10 protein-coding genes and 1 tRNA gene are annotated in these 15,460 nt (G+C 64.8%); all 11 read left to right on the plus strand.

Annotation, left to right across the window (positions count from 1 at the left end):
• The first annotated feature begins 56 nt into the window (after positions 1-56).
• The 11 genes from fabF to JR065_RS03075 all read left to right on the plus strand — a co-directional run bounded on the left by fabF (position 57) and on the right by JR065_RS03075 (position 15,049).
• Positions 57-1,292, plus strand: a complete 1,236-nt coding sequence (gene fabF, locus JR065_RS03025) for a beta-ketoacyl-ACP synthase II (RefSeq protein ID WP_206231982.1) — start codon at positions 57-59, stop codon at positions 1,290-1,292.
• 357 nt (positions 1,293-1,649) lie between these two features.
• Complete coding sequence (locus JR065_RS03030) at positions 1,650-2,999, plus strand: aminodeoxychorismate synthase component I (RefSeq protein ID WP_206231984.1); 1,350 nt, start codon at positions 1,650-1,652, stop codon at positions 2,997-2,999.
• A gap of 62 nt (positions 3,000-3,061) precedes the next feature.
• Complete coding sequence (gene mltG, locus JR065_RS03035; RefSeq protein WP_206232211.1) at positions 3,062-4,138, plus strand: endolytic transglycosylase MltG; 1,077 nt, start codon at positions 3,062-3,064, stop codon at positions 4,136-4,138.
• Entirely contained in the window at positions 4,135-4,803 is a 669-nt protein-coding gene (gene tmk / locus JR065_RS03040; protein WP_206231986.1) for a dTMP kinase, read from the plus strand. Before mltG ends, tmk begins: the two co-directional genes overlap by 4 nt.
• Complete coding sequence (locus JR065_RS03045; protein ID WP_343237240.1) at positions 4,800-5,777, plus strand: DNA polymerase III subunit delta'; 978 nt, start codon at positions 4,800-4,802, stop codon at positions 5,775-5,777. The genes tmk and JR065_RS03045 overlap by 4 nt, the downstream gene beginning before the upstream one ends.
• Complete coding sequence (locus JR065_RS03050) at positions 5,774-6,127, plus strand: PilZ domain-containing protein (protein ID WP_206231988.1); 354 nt, start codon at positions 5,774-5,776, stop codon at positions 6,125-6,127. Before JR065_RS03045 ends, JR065_RS03050 begins: the two co-directional genes overlap by 4 nt.
• A 77-nt stretch (positions 6,128-6,204) precedes the next feature.
• Positions 6,205-6,279, plus strand: a tRNA-Val gene (locus tag JR065_RS03055).
• Between the two features lie 289 nt (positions 6,280-6,568).
• On the plus strand, positions 6,569-7,333 hold the full coding sequence (locus JR065_RS03060; protein WP_206231990.1) for a DNA-formamidopyrimidine glycosylase family protein: 765 nt from the start codon (positions 6,569-6,571) through the stop codon (positions 7,331-7,333).
• Between the two features lie 842 nt (positions 7,334-8,175).
• The gene (locus JR065_RS03065) at positions 8,176-10,836 is read left to right on the plus strand and encodes an RHS repeat domain-containing protein (protein WP_206231991.1); all 2,661 of its coding nucleotides are present in this window, start codon (positions 8,176-8,178) and stop codon (positions 10,834-10,836) included.
• Positions 10,836-14,387: an RHS repeat-associated core domain-containing protein gene (locus JR065_RS03070; protein WP_206231993.1), complete on the plus strand. Its 3,552-nt coding sequence runs from the start codon at positions 10,836-10,838 to the stop codon at positions 14,385-14,387. The genes JR065_RS03065 and JR065_RS03070 overlap by 1 nt, the downstream gene beginning before the upstream one ends.
• A complete protein-coding gene (locus JR065_RS03075) occupies positions 14,384-15,049 on the plus strand; it encodes a hypothetical protein (protein ID WP_206231995.1) in 666 nt (221 codons plus the stop codon). Before JR065_RS03070 ends, JR065_RS03075 begins: the two co-directional genes overlap by 4 nt.
• The last annotated feature ends 411 nt before the right edge of the window (positions 15,050-15,460 follow it).

Consider the following 15,460-nt stretch of genomic DNA (forward strand, 5'->3'; position numbering starts at 1 on the left):
CGGCCCTGTGCTTTTACAGCGTCAAATCCGCGCAGCTGCGGTGAGGAGATTTCGCAATGAGTCGTCGCGTCGTCGTAACCGGCATGGGCCTGATATCGCCGTTGGGCAATGACCTGGCCAGCAGCTGGGACGGGATCGTCAACGGACGTTCGGGCATCGGCCCGATCACGCAGATCGATGCCTCGCAATTCACCACCCAGATCGCGGGCGAGATCAAGGATTTCGACCCCACCTTGTTCGTGTCCGCCAAGGACGTGAAGAAGATGGATCCGTTCATCCACTACGGCATCGGCGCTGCGTTCATGGCGCTGGACGATTCCGGGCTGGAGATCAACGAAGCCAACGCCGAGCGCATCGGCGCGATCATCGGCTCGGGCATCGGCGGGCTGCTCGGCATCGAAGAGCAGACCATCAAATTCCACCAGGGCGGGGCGCGCAAGATTTCCCCGTTCTACGTGCCGGCCACCATCATCAACATGCTGCCGGGCCAGCTGAGCATCCTGCGCGGGCTGAAGGGCCCGACGTTCTCGGCGGTGTCGGCCTGCGCCACGTCCAACCATTCGATCGGCACCGCGATGCGCATGATCCAGTACGGCGACGCCGACGTGATGGTCACCGGCGGCGCCGAGCGCGGTTCGGCGCCGACCTCGGTCGGCGGCTTCTGCGCGATGAAGGCCATGTCCACCCGCAACAGCGATCCGACCCGCGCCTCGCGGCCGTGGGACAAGGACCGCGACGGCTTCGTGCTCGGCGACGGCGCCGGCATCCTGGTGCTGGAAGAGTACGAGCACGCCAAGGCGCGCGGCGCGCGCATCTACTGCGAGCTGGCCGGTTCCGGCGCCACCTCCGACGCGTTCCACATGACCGCGCCCAGCGACACCGGCGAAGGCGCCGCGCGCTGCATGGCGATGGCGATCAAGGACGCCAAGCTCAACCCCGACCAGATCGACTACCTCAACGCGCACGGCACCTCCACGCCGCTGGGCGACCTGGCCGAGACCCTGGCGATGAAGCGCGCGCTCGGCGACCACGCCTACAAGACCATGGTCAGCTCGACCAAGTCGATGACCGGCCACCTGCTGGGCGCGGCCGGCGGCGCCGAGGCGATCTTCTCGGTGATGGCGATCCACACCGGCATCATCCCGCCGACCATCAACCTCGACGAGCCGGGCGAAGGCTGCGACCTGGACTACGTGCCGAACGTGGCGCGCGAGAAGAAGATCGACGTGGCGATGTCCAATGGTTTCGGCTTCGGCGGCACCAACGGCACGCTGGTGTTCAAGCGGATCTGAGTGGGGGCGGGACTCGGGACTCGGGACTCGTAGAGCCTGCCTGCGCGTTCGGTCGCGTCCACTGCGGCCAGTACGACCGTAGACGTCCTTCTCCCGCATGCGAGGGGAAAAGGTGCCCAAAGCGCGGATGAGGGGACGCTTCTGCCAGCCCGATCCGCTCGGGCGGCGCCTGCCGCCATGCGCGCGGGCGGATTGTCTCGCAGAGCGGCGGACCTGGGCCCGGCCCTCGCAGCCGCGCGGTATCTGCATCCAGCGCATCCCCGCTGCGCAATACTGCAGGCCCGGCAACGGTTCGGGCATGGCGCCATCCAGCCGCGCCCGCATCCCCGTCACCTGATCCTCCCTTCCGGATATCCGATGCTGCGCACCGTCCCGCTGCCCGCCGACACCGACCTGCTGGCGCTGCACCGCCTGTCGCCGCAGCGCTATCCGCTGCTGCTGGAATCGGCCGCGTCCGGCACCGCGCAAGGGCGCTGGGACCTGCTGCTGATGACCGACGGCGGCGGCCTGCGGCTGGACCGCGACGGCACCACCCGGGACCTGCAGGGCGACGCGGCCGAAGGCGATTTCCTGTCCGCACTGGATGCGCGCTGGCGGGCGGCGCGTTGCGCGCGCGAGGAACCGCGCTGGCCGTTCCGCGGCGGCTGGGCGTTGCTGCTGGACTACGAACTGGCGGCGCAGGTGGAGCCGGTGCTGCGGCTGCCGCAGGACGCGCGCGGCACCCCGCTGGCGCTGGCGCTGCGCTGCCCGGCCGCGGTGCTGCGCGACCGCGCCAGCGGCGAGTGCGTGGCGCTGGCCGAGGCCGATCACGGCGCGTTGCTGGACACGCTGCTCGCCGACCTGCGCGCCATGCCGGCGATCGCGCCGCTGCCGGCGTGGACCGCGCCGCAGGCGATCGACGAGGACCCGCCGCAGCGCTTCGTCGACGGCGTGCGCCGCATCCTCGACTATCTGCGCGCCGGCGACGTGTTCCAGGTCAACCTGTCGCGGCGCTGGGTGGCGCGCTTCGCCGCCGCGCTCGACCCGGCGGCGCTGTACGCGCAGCTGCGCACCGCCAATCCGGCGCCGTTCGCGGGGCTGTTCGTCGGCCACGGACGTGCGGTGGTCAGCTCGTCGCCGGAGCGGCTGGTGTCGGTGCGCGGCGAAGTGGTGGAGACGCGCCCGATCGCCGGCACCCGCCCGCGCGCGCCGGGCGACGACGAGGCCGCGCGCATCCGCGAACTGGTCGGGCATCCGAAGGAGCGCGCCGAGCACGTGATGCTGATCGACCTGGAGCGCAACGACCTGGGGCGGGTGTGCGCGCCGGGCAGCGTCGAGGTCGACGAACTGATGACGGTGGAGAGCTACGCCCATGTCCACCATATCGTCAGCAACGTGCGCGGGCGCCTGCGCGCCGGCGTGACCCCCGGCGAGGTGATCCGCGCCACCTTCCCCGGCGGCACCATCACCGGCTGCCCCAAGGTGCGCTGCATGCAGATCATCGCCGAGCTGGAGCAGGGGCCGCGCGGCGCCTACACCGGCGCGTTCGGCTGGCTGAACCGCGACGGCGACCTGGACCTGAACATCCTGATCCGCACCGCCGAAGTGGACGGGGCGCAGGCGCAGTTCCGCACCGGCGCCGGCATCGTGGTCGACTCGCAGCCCGAGCGCGAGCTCGACGAAACCCGCGCCAAGGCGCGCGGCCTGCTGCGCGCGCTGGCGCCGTGAGCGCCGGCGCCGGGGTAACGGCCGGGGCGGCCGCGCGGTATCCTGCACCCCGCTGAATTCGCATCGAGGTGGCTGTGGCAGGTGGTAAACGCGGATGTCTGGCCGTGCTGGCGGCGTTGCTGGCGCTTGCGCTGCTCGCCGCCGCCGCGGGCGCGTGGTGGTGGCAGCGCTACAGCGCGTTCGCCGACCGGCCGATCGACAGCGCCCAGCCCAGCGTGGAAGTGGCGCGCGGCGATTCGTTCAACAGCGTGCTGCGCAAGCTGCGCGCGGCCGGCGTGGAGCAGGGCAGCCAGCTGCAATGGCAGCTGCTGGCGCGGCAGCTGGACGCGGCCGGCAAGCTGAAGGTGGGCGAATACGCGCTGCAGCCGGCGCTGAGCCCGCGCGAGCTGCTGACCCGGATGCGCCAGGGCCGGGTGATCCACTACCGCTTCACCATCGTCGAAGGCTGGAACATCCGCCAGCTGCGCGCGGCGCTGAACGCCGCCACGCCGCTGCGCCACGAGACCGCCGCGCTGGACGACGCGGAGCTGATGGCCCGGCTCGGCCACCCCGGCCAGCACCCGGAAGGCCGCTTCCTGCCCGAGACCTACCTCTACCAGCGCCAGGACAGCGACCTGGACCTGCTCAAGCGCGCGCATGCGGCGATGGAGCAGGCGTTGAAGCAGGCCTGGGACGCGCGCGCCGCCGACCTGCCGCTGCAGTCGCCGGAGCAGGCGCTGGCGCTGGCGTCGATCGTGGAGAAGGAGACCGGCCTGGCCACCGAGCGGCCGCAGATCGCCGGGGTGTTCGTGCGCCGCTTGCGGCTGGGCATGAAGCTGCAGACCGATCCCAGCGTGATCTACGGCATCGGCAGCGCCTACGACGGCAACATCCGCAAGCGCGACCTGGAAACCGACACGCCGTACAACACCTACACCCGCACCGGACTGACCCCGACCCCGATCGCGATGCCCGGCCGCGACGCGCTGCACGCGGCGGTGAATCCGGCGCCCGGCGACAGCCTGTACTTCGTCGCCGTGGGCGACGGCAGCGGCGCGCACGTGTTCACCTCCAGCTACGCCGAACACACCGCGGCGGTGGCGCGCTATCTGCAACAGCTGCGGCAGCGCCGCGCCCCCGCCGGGCCGGTGACGCCATGAGCCAGGCGCTGCTGCGGCACCACCGCTTCGTCAGCCTGGAAGGCGGCGAGGGCGCCGGCAAGACCACTGCGATCAACGCGATCCGCGACTGGCTGCAGGCGCAGGGCCACGAAGTGCTGCTGACCCGCGAGCCCGGCGGCACCCCGCTGGCCGAGCGCATCCGCGAACTGCTGCTCGACAACGCGCCGTCGCAGCAACCGGCCGAGCCGCTGGCGCCGGAGGCCGAACTGCTGCTGGTGTTCGCCGCGCGCGCGCAGCACGTGCGCGAGGTGATCCGTCCGGCGCTGCAGCGCGGCGCCTATGTGGTCAGCGACCGCTTCACCGATTCCAGCTACGCCTACCAGGGCGAAGGCCGCGGCCTGGACCGCGGCTGGATCGCCGACCTGGAGCGGCGCGCGGTCGGCCTGCAGCCGGGCCTGACCCTGCTGCTGGACCTGGACGTGCAGATCGGCCGCGCCCGCACCAGCGGCCGCGACCTGTGGCCGGACCGCATCGAGAGCGAGCAGGACGACTTCTTCCAGCGCGTGCGTGCCGGCTTCCGCCAGCGCGCCGCGCAGGAGCCCCAGCGCTTCCGCATCATCGACGCCAGCCTGCCGCCGCAGGCGGTGGCGGGCGAGGTGGCCGCGGCGCTGGCGGACTGGGTGCGGCAGGAGCGCGCGCCGTGAGCCCTGCTTCGACCGACACGCTGCCCTTCGCCCCCTGGCAGCAGCGCGCCTACGACCAGACCATCGCCGCGCTCGACGCCGGCCGGCTCGGCCACGGCCTGCTGATCTGCGGCCCGGACGGGCTGGGCAAGCGCGCGGTGGCGCTGAAGCTGGCCGCGCACGTGCTGGGCCAGGGCGAGCCGGCCGCGAACCTGCGCAGCGCGCAGCTGATCGCCGCCGGCACCCACCCGGACCTGCAACTTGTCTCGTTCATCCCCAACCGCACCGGCGACAAGCTGCGCACCGAGATCGTGATCGAGCAGGTGCGCGAGGTCTCGCAGAAGCTGTCGCTGACCCCGCAGTACGGCATCGCCCAGGTGGTGGTGGTGGACCCGGCCGACGCGATCAACCGTTCGGCCTGCAACGCCCTGCTCAAGACCCTGGAGGAGCCGCAGCCCGGCCGCTACCTGTGGCTGATCAGCGCGCAGCCGGCGCGGTTGCCGGCGACGATCCGCAGCCGCTGCCAGCGGCTGGAGTTCAAGCTGCCGCCGCAGGAGGAGTCGCTGGCCTGGCTGCTGGCCCAGGACTTCCCCGAGAAGACCGCGCGCGAGGCGCTGGACGCCGCGCGCGGCCATCCCGGCCTGGCCGCGCAATGGCTGCGCGAGGACGGGCTGAAACTGCGCCGGCAGGTGGCCGCGGACCTGGAGCAGGTGGCCGCCGGCAAGCTGGGCACGGTCGAGGCGGCGCTGCGCTGGAGCGGCGATGGCCATGCCGAGCAGCGCCTGGGCCATGCCGCGGACCTGGCGCTGGCGCAGGCGTCGCAGGCCGGCTTGACCGACCCGGCGCGATTGCACAAGCTGGCCGCCTGGTTCGACGCCGCCAATCGCACCCGCGACCTGCTGCGTACCACCGTGCGCGCCGACCTGGCCATCGCGGAACTGTTGCTGGCCTGGCGCGATGGCGATCGCCCGGCACGAAGAGGGGAGAGACGATGAGTGCGATGAGCGGACGCCAGGGCATCCTGTCGCTGGCGGTGAAGGACAAGGCGGCGCTGTACAACGCCTACATGCCGTTCGTGAAGAACGGCGGCATCTTCGTGCCCACGCCCAAGCGCTATTTCCTGGGCGACGAGGTATTCCTGCTGCTGACCCTGCCCGATTCCAGCGAACGCCTGCCGGTGGCCGGCAAGGTCATCTGGGTGACCCCGATGGGGGCGCAGGGCAACCGCACCGCCGGCATCGGCGTGCAACTGCCGGACAACAGCGAGGGCGAGACCATCCGCACCAAGATCGAGACCCAACTGGCCGGCACCCTCAACGCCGACAAGCCCACCCAGACCATGTAGCGCGCCGCGCAGGCGCGGCGCCCGCGGGGGCCGTTGACGCCAGCGATGGCGGCCCTATAATGTGCGGCTCGCGACACGGGCGGTTAGCTCAGCGGTAGAGCATTGCCTTCACACGGCAAGGGTCGCAGGTTCGAACCCTGCACCGCCCACCACGCGACAGACGATCAAGGCCACCTCCGCGGGTGGCCTTTTCGTTGTGCGGTTTGGTCGCCGCCGCCATGGCCGCGCCGGAGGCCGCGGGCTGCGCCGATGCACTGCAGGCGCTATTCGCCGACAAGGCAGAAAGCCGGTGCCTGCGTGCCGCGTTGCGAAGGTGGTGCAGCGGCGAATGCATGCACTTCTTTCAGGGCGGGCACCAACATCGAATTGGCGTCTTCTTGGGAGGCCGTGCCGCGCGCTTGGGCTCACGGTTCGCTCACGGCGGACATCGATACTGCGGCCATGCCTGAAGGTCCTTCGATCGTCATCCTGAAAGAAGAGGCGGCCGCGTTCGCGGGCCGCAAGGTGCTGCGGGTGTCCGGCAACAGCAAGCAGGACCTGGCGCGGATGCTCGACCGCAAGATCCTGTCGCTGCGCAGCTGGGGCAAGCACTTCCTGATCGAGTTCGACGGGTTCAGCGTGCGCATCCATTTCCTGCTGTTCGGCAGCTACCGGATCAATGCGCGCAAGGACGCGCCGGCGCGGCTGAGCCTGGGCTTCGCCACGGGCGAGGAGCTGAACTTCTACGCGTGTTCGGTCAAGTTCATCGAGGGCGCGCTGGACGAGGCCTACGACTGGCGCGCGGACGTGATGAACCCGGACTGGGACGCGGCGCAGGCGCGGCGCAAGCTGCGCCTGCGGCCGCGCACGCTGGCCGCCGATGCGCTGCTGGACCAGGACGTGTTCGCCGGGGTCGGCAACATCATCAAGAACGAGGTGCTGCACCGCATCCGCGTGCATCCGGAGAGCGAGGTCGGGGCATTGCCGCCGCGCAAGCTGGCCGAGCTGGTGACCCAGGCGCGCGAGTACAGCTTCGATTTCTACCACTGGAAGAAGGCCTTCGTGCTGAAGAAGCACTACCAGGTGCATACCAAGACCACCTGTCCGCGTGACGGCCACCTGCTGACCTACCGCAAGCATCTCGGCAAGGCGCAGCGCCGCGCGTTCTTCTGCGAGCATTGCCAGCGGCGGTATGCGCTGGAGGCTTCCGATCCAGGGGCGGCTTAGGAAGCAGGTGGAGTTTGTGGACGGTGCGTTTGCACCGGGCGCGACCGTTGCGCACTGTCTGCCGTCACCGATCCGTGTTGGGCTCCGACCGGCGACGTTGCAAGCCGCCGCGATGGCTGCGTCTAAAGGTTCAAGCTAGAGTTCCGCGGCCGCGTCGGCGCGTCGCTCCCGGCTTGTGGTAGGACCCTCGATATCGCAACTCGAGGCGATGTCGTGCTTGGTGCTCGGCTGCAGTCTCAGTAACTCCAGTAGTGATGAAGCCGATCAAGTCACCACCGCGATAGCCTGCCTGCCGGCAGCGGCTTGATCGACTCAATGGGCGCTTAGGCTCACTTAGGTTACGCCGGCGCGAATGCTCGGCGGCTCGGTGCTGGGTTCGGCAAATCCCTGTGCCGAAACTCTGCGTCAGCTATGGCGTGTTGCCGTCACCCGTCAAAGACCTGCTCGCCCCGACTTCGATGCGAAACTGGAACTAGCACGGTGGAAGCCGCGGGTCGATCGACTGGCGAAAGGGGGGAATAGGCCCCATTGACAAGCCGCGAATAGCTGCCGAGAATCCATTGACCGTTAAGGGGATGTAAAGACGGCTTGATCCATCGGCAAGTGCTGCATATTCAGCTGGTTCAACTCCGGCTTTCTTTGGTTGGCTATTGCTGCCGCGATAAGCAATACGCGCCACAGCGGTCACCAATGTCATCAGCCATAGCGTTTCGTGGTGTTTACGGCTCTAAAGCTACAGGGGAGGCGTGGATAAAGCGCTTTAATCGGCAATTTCTCGAAGGAACTGAGATATGCGTCTTCGCGGTCCGGCTGGTCGCGGCATGGGATTATCGTGCGGCTTGATGTTCTCTTTATCCTTAGTGCTTTCCGGGCCCTGCAGTGCCCAAGCGGTTGGCCTGGATGATCAATACAAGAAGAAGCTGGCAGATGCCCAGCAAATCTCTTCTGGTGTGGAGTTCGGTGATCAGATAGGCCTGCGCGACGGTTCCCTGGCGTTCAAGGCGACCGACGTCGAATTGCTAGGTACCGGCCCAGACATCAGGATCGTGCGTACGGCCACCGTGCACGACAACCGCCTGTCCAAGCTGCCGACCGCGAACAAGTTCGGCGCGTGGGATCTGGAAGTGCCCCGGATAAAGACCATAACTGCCAATGGCAGCAACTATGATCGAGGCAGCACCATATCGCCCACAAGCCCGGTGGGCTGGCAGGTGGCGGCGCCGGACAAGAACGCCCGTTGCAGCAGCTTCACCCTGCCCGCGGATGTGACCTATGAAGACCGGTCAGTGGAATTCTTCGTTCGGGACTGGTGGTTCGGGTACTTCCTGGTCGATACCGAAGGTAACGAGCACAAGCTGCTGCATCGCTCCGCCAGCTTGCCCGGATCCGAGCACAAAATCGGTACGAAGGACGGCTGGGTCGTGGACTGCCTCGGCTCGACCTCAAACGGCGAACCCGGGGAGGCATTCTTGGCCACCGCTCCCGATGGCACCCGGTACTGGTTCGATTACCTGGCCTATACCGAGGTGCCAGGCCTGTCGATGCCGTTCGAAGACATGCCACCGAAAGGCTACACGCTGATATTCACGTTGCATCGTCGCGCAGCGGCCATGCTGGTGACCCGCATCGAGGATCGACACGGAAACTGGGTCAGGTATTCCTATACCGCGGGACGGCTTTCCTCGATTGTGGCAAGCGACGGACGCCAACTAACCGTAGCTGGCCAGGCAGGGATCACTGCGATTTCAACAGGAACCGGCCGCACATGGACGTACGGCTACGCGGATGCCGAGCAGACGCAACTCAGCACAGTTACTCGTCCCGATGGCTCATCGTGGCGCTACGAGGGAAACTTCGCCGGCAATATGTTCTCTCTGAGCCCCTTCAAAGGGTGCGACCAAACGATACCCGGCGGAACATTGAACGGCACTCCGCGCACGTTGAACGTGACATCGCCATCCGAAGCGCGCGCGACATTCAGCCTGAATGCTCGGGCATTCGGTCGGTCTTATGTAAGCAAGCACTGCATCACCAGCATATATGCCCCGGACATAGTGATGAATCCGAAGCTATATGAGTCCCTGGCGATGACGAGTAAGTCCGTTTCCGGTCCGGGGGTCTCTGCCACGTGGCAATACACCTACTCCGATCACGGCGGAAGTTACCTGGAGGATTGTGCGTCGGTCGCCTGCACCACTCGCGTGTGGACGGATGTCGTCGAGCCCGACGGGTCGAGAACGCGTAATGTATTCTCGAACAAGGTGGATCAGCTCGAGAACAGTCTGGTCAGGCAGGAATTTTACGCGCCATCGGGCAACATGCTCAGATCGCGCGACATCGTCTATGCCGTGCCAGCGGCTGACGGAACCCATGCTTACCCCTGGCCGCTGCAATATGGAATCCAACCGGATGATGCTGGCAACTATTTGGTCAACCAGCGCTTGAGCCCCGTTGTCCAGGAGGTGATCAATGAGAGTGGCGCCGCGTTGGTCCTGCACAACACCGCCTTCGATCAATGGGGAAGGCCTGTGTCTACGGCCCGGTACAGCCCATGGCATTCCCGTACGGATACAGTGACCTATTACGATGATCTGCCAAGGTGGATTATTGGCCAGGTCAAGAGCGTCGTTAACGGAAACACGGGGCAAACGGTTTCCCATACCGAGTTCGATTCGAGGTCCCTCCCGTCCAAAATATGGCAGTTCGGGAAGCTGCAGCAAACGTTGACCTACAACAGCGACGGCACTGTGGCCGCGGCCAAGGATGGCAAAGACAACACGACTACGCTTTCGTCGTGGAAGCGCGGCATCGCCCAATCGATCAAGTATGCCGACGGTACGGCCACATCCTCGACCGTCAACGACGATGGTTGGATTACCGCAACCACCGACGAGAATGGCTATGTCACTGCCTATGGCTACGACCCGATGGGACGGCTAGCCAGCATTGTTCATCCTGGCGGCGACGGCATTGCCTGGAACGCCACCACGCAAGCGTTCGAGCAGGTGGCTGCGGCAGAATACGGGCTCCAGGCGGGGCATTGGCGGCAGACGGTCGCCACCGGCAACGCGCGCAAGGTGACCTACTTCGATGCCTTCTGGCGTCCGGTCATTACCCATGAGTTCGACGCTGGAAGCCCGGATAGTAGCCGTTACCAACGGTTCTCCTACGACCACGCAGGTAGAGTGACGTTCGCCTCATATCCGGGCCAGACGGATGCGCTCAGCAGCGGCACATGGACCGCCTATGACGCGCTAGGACGTATTACCTCGCATTCCCAGGACAGCGAACTGGGCCTGTTGACCACGCTGACAGAGTACCTGCCCGATAACCAGACGCGGGTAACCGACCCGCGCGGTAACCAGTCGTTGACCGGCTACCAGGTCTTCGATCAACCCGCTTACGACAAGCCGATATGGATCCAGCATCCAGAGCAGGCAAGAACGGAAATCGCCCGGGACGTATTCGGCAACGTGTTGCAGATCACGCGAGGACAGCAGTGATGCAGAGCGCATGGATCGCGATAGTATCGAAAGCGCTTACGGCGTCGGGGTTGCGAGCCTTCCTGCTTGCGCTTGTTGCATTGTTTGCAACGGTCGGCCCGGTATCCGAAGCGACCGCGGCACGCGCGGAATGTCCGGATGGTACGATTCCCCCGCATGGCGAGCCATGTGATCCCACGCCGCTACCTCAGCTGAGCGCCATCGTCGTGTCGCAGTCGGTCCCGGTCACCATGGTGGTCGGCCAATCTTATTCGGGCTCGGTCGTCATGCAGAATAAGGGGAACGCCACATGGTCTGCGTCCCGTGCTTTCAATCTCGGCTCGCAAAATCCGGGCGACAACGGCACTTGGGGGCTAAGCCGCGTAGCGGTCCCATCAGATACGGCGACCGGCGCACAAGCCAGGTTCGATTTTGCGGTTCGTGCACCCACGACGCCGGGCACCTACAACTTCCAATGGAGGATGGTTCAGGACGGCGTGGCATGGTTCGGCGCTCTGACGCCGAATCAGTCCATAACCGTCCTTGGTTCCAATATCGTTGGAAACATCGATGGAACCTCTGGGAGCGTCATCACCGGATGGGCATGTTCGACCCATCTGAACCAATCCATCGATGTGCATATGTATCTAGGTGGCCCTTCTGGCAGCGGAACGTTCGCCGGCGGCTATCGCGCGGATCGCGCCAGCGACGCGGCGGTGGCGTCAGCATGCTCGGCCGGAGGTGGAGCCTATCGGTTCGCGATCCCCATCACCGAGGATCTGATCACCCAGCACGGCGGCAAGGCGATCTACATCCACGGCATTTCCCCAGTGGGCGCAGCCCATGCAACGATTGGCGGCTCGGGCAATTTCCGTATCCCGGCCATCAACCGCAACGCCGAGTTCGTGGCCCAGTCGGTGCCCTCGACGATGGAGGCGGGCCAGTCGTATCCGGTCACCATCAACATGAGGAACACGGGGAACGTCACCTGGAAGCCGGCTTCCGGCTACGTGTTGGGCTCCTACAACCCGCTCAACAACGGCACGTGGGGCACTGGTCGCGCGGGCTTGTCGGTGAATATCCAGCCGGGGCAGACGGCGACGATCTCCTTCAACGTTCGCGCTCCGGCCGCTGGCTCGTACAATTTCCAGTGGCAGATGCTGCAAGAAGGCGTCGCGTGGTTCGGACCGCCGACCAGCCAGGCGGTCACCGTGATGCCGGCCAACCAGCCGCCACGGGTGGCCCTGACCTCGCCGCGCAACGGCGTCGTCCTGCCATCGCCAGCCGATATCCTCGTGCGTGCGGACGCCTCCGATCCCGAGGGCGGATTGGCGCGCGTGGATTTCTACGTCAATGACCAGTTGGCCGGCAGCGCCACATCGGCGCCCTACCAGATCACCCTCACCCAGAAGCCGGCCGGCAGCTACCGCTTGCGTGCCACCGCAAGGGACAACAAGGGCCTGAGTGCGGATTCGGCCACGATCACCGCCAACGTGCTGATCGCCAAGGCGCCGTCCTCATTGTCCCGCCGCTACGTCTACGACCAGTATCGGCAGCTGTGCAAGGTGATCGAGCCGGAGACCGGCGCCACGGTGATGGCCTACGACGCGGCCGGCAACCTGGCGTGGTCGGCGTCCGGACTGGACCTGCCGAGCGCCAGCAGCTGCGACTTGGACGCAGCCTATGCCAGCGGCCGCCGCGTGGACCGCACCTACGACCTGCGTAACCGCCTGGCCGGGCTGAGCTTTCCGGATCAGAACGGCAATCAGACCTGGCGCTATACCCCCGACGGCTTGCCCTCGGAAGTGACCACGCTCAACGACGGGGGCGCCAGCCGGATCGTCAATCGCTATGTCTACAACACCCGGCGCCTGCTCACCGGAGAGTCGATCGAACAGCCCGGCTGGTACACCTGGGGCGTGGGCTATGGCTACGACGGCAACGGCCACCTCGCCAGCCAGGCCTATCCGACCGGATTCACCGTCATCTACGCCCCCAATGCGCTGGGCCAGCCGACCGCCGTGCGCGATACCGCCGGCGGCACCTACGCCAGCGGCATCCAGTACCATCCCAATGGCGCCGCGCGGCAATTCACCTATGGCAACGGCGTGGTGCATACGCTTGCGCTCAATGCGCGGCAGATGCCGTTGCAGGTGCGCGATGCCAATGTCGCGGCGTACGAGTACCGCTACGATGCCGCCGGCAACGTCGCCATCATCTACGATCAGCAGCAGGGCGACGGCTACAGCCGCAGCATGAGCTACGACGGGCTGGACCGTCTGACCGCGGCCGGTTCGGCCAGCTTCGGCGGCGACCACTGGCACCGCTACGTATACGACGCGCTGGACAATGTGCTGTCGGCCCGGTTGGGCGGGGTGCGGCAGAACAACTACTGGTACGACGCGAGCAACCGGCTGACCAACGTGGTGGACGACAATGGCGCCACCACGGTGGGCTTGGCCTATGACGTGCAAGGCAACCTGCGGCAGAAGAACGGCCAGGTCTATGCCTTCGATACCGGCAACCGGCTGCGCGACGTTCCTGGCGTCGAGTCCTACCGCTACGATGCCCAGGGCCGGCGGGTCAATGCGATCGATGCGTCCGGGGCGAAGCTGACCTCGGTCTACACCCAGGGCGGCCAGTTGCTGTACGAGGAACGCCGCAACCGCGGCGGCTTCGAGTACGTGTACCTGGGCGGCAGTCTGCTGGCCACGCGCAACAATGGCACGACCAGCTACCAGCATACCGACGCTCTGGGCAGTCCGGTGGCCGTTACCAACACGGCCGGGCAAGTAACCGAACGCACCCAGTACGAGCCCTACGGCGCGGCGATCGGCAAGACGGTGGACGGCATCGGCTACACCGGGCATGTGATGGATGCGGCCACTGGCCTGACCTACATGCAGCAGCGGTACTACGATGCCATCTGTGGGTGCTTCCTCAGTGTCGATCCGGTCACTGCCTATGGCAGCGGCGATTGGCGGCAATTCAATCGGTATGCTTACGCCTACAACAATCCTTACCGCTTTACTGACCCGGATGGGCGGCAAAGCTGGGAAGAGTTTTCCAATGCATTTATGCAAGGGGCCAGCGAGGCTGCCGTTGATGAAAACCGTTTTCCGTATGGGGCTAGCGCAACAACGCAGGCAGGGTACTCTCTTGGCGTGGGTATGGTGCGAGGCGGGCAGAAGCACGCCGGCGTCAGAGTGCCTGCTTTGCGGATGGGAATTAAGCCTGCGATAAATGCTGGAAGTGTGCATGGCAACTCAAGCGAAAGCAGTAAGCCTCAGCATCGTTATATAATCAAAGACAAGGACGAGGATGTCGTCAAAACTGGCATAAGTGGCCGCATCTTAAATCAAGACGGGAGTTCCGGTCGGGCCAACTCTCAGGTCAACTCGTTGAATAAGGTTGAAGGTGCTGGCTCCTATTCATCAGAAATTGTTGAAGTCAATATTCCAGGGCGCGCGGCTGCCCTATCTGCGGAAAGATCAGCAACAACCGAACTTAGGAAGCAAGGGAATACTTTAAGACTACAGCAGCGCCCAAAGCCAGATTGGATAGCCAAATGACAAAAAGAAAATTCATTAATGAGTTTGATCTTGACGCGCCAACTTTGCCTAAAGAGGATCGCAGCGAATTCCGCTATCAAACCAGAAGCGTAACCAGCCTTTACGAAAGATGCTTAACAAAAAAGTTACAGCTGGGCACGGCGTGGAAAGTTTTAGTCGAAGTTGTTCCTTTGGTAAATTTTGCACATCATCGAAACTTGCTCGGCGTTCTTGTTATTCAAATAGAAGACGAAGCAAGCCGTCTCTTGCTTACACAAGAAGAAGGCAAAGCAGAACTCGTATTGGAATGGCTAACGCAAGGCCTCTTCAAGTTGTCGGACGAGGTCGGCATCGATAAAACGATCTTCTCAGATACCGCAGACGCGGTCCGCGCGATGGACTTCCGGAACATACGAGAGTGGATAAAGCCTCGCCGGAGTCCCGACGGATTCCTCAAGGCAGACATTATTGTTGACCACCGAGCGTTAGAGGCGAGGATTATCGGAAGAATTTTATCCAGAGATGGCAGCATTATCAGTGAACAGATACTGGCTACTAGCAAGCCAGATGAATTTATCTTCGCGCCGATGATGGGATCTCTTCATTGGGTAGATGAGAAGGTAGTGGAGCTTCGGTCCAAGGATGGCCTTTCCTCCCGGCGATTCGGGTTTGCGTCTGCTTAAGTGTGTTATGAATTTTTCGTCGTTTTCCCTACCCCCACTGAAAAGGCGTTATTCCGCGGATGGAAGAGATCGGGAGTAGCCTTGATGGTCGAGACAACCGCAATCGTATGTGGACACGTTTTTCGAAATGAGCGCGAAATAAGGTTGGTCGCCCACCACTCAGACGGAATTTGGCAATTGGTCTGTGGCGAAAGCGATCACCCTGAGGATTGTTCGGACTTTGAACCTGTTGGATTAGAGCATCTGCTGGAGAGACAAGAAGACCTTTCGGGAGTACTCGAAATTGGTAGAGGGTGGATCGCAGAAAGAGACAGATCTGGCCACTGGGTTCACAAGCCTGATGAAGATGATACGGTGTAGTCCATGCATGGTCTCTTGTGGGAGATCAGCCAGTTTTTTGGAATCGGCAAC

The organism is Xanthomonas sp., assembly GCF_017163755.1.
Classification (GTDB): domain Bacteria; phylum Pseudomonadota; class Gammaproteobacteria; order Xanthomonadales; family Xanthomonadaceae; genus Xanthomonas_A.